Raw genomic sequence first — 1057 nt, forward strand, 5'->3', positions numbered from 1 at the left:
GTAAGCGCCAAATAAACCCACGGTCTTATTTTACCATTACCGCTGGTGCATAATTTCGTCACTGAAATCAAGTGAGGAAATGACATGTCAAAACAACCCATCATCTTTTGGCAGCAACACGTAAGCCAATGGAAGGATTCAGCATTAACACAAACGCAGTATTGTAAAAAGCATCAACTAAACCCGCAGCGACTAAGTCACCATAAGCGTAGATTAGAAACGCAAGAAACAGCACCGGTCAAAACGGGTTTCATTGCATTGCCTATTCCAGAGTATTTACCCAAGCCAGAATTATTAACGCTGCACTTCGCCAATGGCCTGTCGTTATCGGGTATTGCGCCCAATAATATCGATGTGGTGAAACAGCTAACGGCGGCATTGTCATGACAAGTGCGATGCGCCCGTGCATGTCGCTTACGCATATTTATCTATATCCGCAGGCAATTGACTTCCGTAAGTCATTTCGAGGCATTAGCGCCATTGTCGAATGTGAGTTGGGTCACAACCCTTTTTCGGGTCACTTGTATGTGTTCACCAATAAACGGCGCACTAAAATCAAATGTCTGTTCTGGGAAAACAATGGTTTCGTGCTGTATTACAAAAGCCTAGAGGAAGATAGATTCATTTGGCCGAGGTGTGAAAAGGAGGTGATAACACTCAACGGCCAGCAAATAAACTGGCTACTTGATGGTCTTGATATTAGTGCCATGAAGGGCCATAAAAAGTTGCATTTCGACAGTGTTTTTTAGGGCTTTTTAGCCTCAAGTTTAGTATAATATCGGGCATGAAATTACCGCCCAACACCCATAAAAACAAGGCTTTTAGCGACACCGATACCATGTCAAGGTTGCAAGCTATGCTGTCTGAAAAAGACGGGGTGATTGGGGAAAAAGAAACACTGATTGCAGAGCAAAGTGACATCATCGAAAAGAAGTCTGATGTCATCGATTCACTTAAAAAGCGCGTTGAGTTACTCGAAGAGTATTTACGCTTATCTAATAGCAAACGCTTTGGCAGCAGCTCTGAACAAACCCCGCCAGAGCAAGGTAACTTGTTC

At 43.5% G+C, this 1057-nt stretch carries 3 protein-coding genes; all 3 read left to right on the forward strand.

Going from position 1 to position 1057, the window contains the following annotated elements:
* The first annotated feature begins 84 nt into the window (after positions 1–84).
* Positions 85–387, forward strand: a complete 303-nt coding sequence (locus tag CXF95_RS26220; RefSeq protein WP_101197783.1) for a hypothetical protein — start codon at positions 85–87, stop codon at positions 385–387.
* Entirely contained in the window at positions 384–749 is a 366-nt protein-coding gene (tnpB, locus tag CXF95_RS26225; protein ID WP_101197784.1) for an IS66 family insertion sequence element accessory protein TnpB, read from the forward strand. Before CXF95_RS26220 ends, tnpB begins: the two co-directional genes overlap by 4 nt.
* Before the next feature lie 35 nt (positions 750–784).
* A partial coding sequence (locus CXF95_RS26230; protein ID WP_304528719.1) for a transposase occupies positions 785–1057 on the forward strand: 273 nt, incomplete at its 3' end.

The organism is Paraglaciecola sp. MB-3u-78, assembly GCF_002835935.1.
In the GTDB taxonomy this organism is placed as follows: Bacteria; Pseudomonadota; Gammaproteobacteria; order Enterobacterales; family Alteromonadaceae; genus Paraglaciecola.

Coding starts and splice junctions, on each gene's coding strand:
- CXF95_RS26220 (WP_101197783.1), top strand. CDS start 85: ATGTCAAAACAACCCATCATCTTTTGGCAGCAACACGTAAGCCAATGG.
- tnpB (WP_101197784.1), top strand. CDS start 384: ATGACAAGTGCGATGCGCCCGTGCATGTCGCTTACGCATATTTATCTA.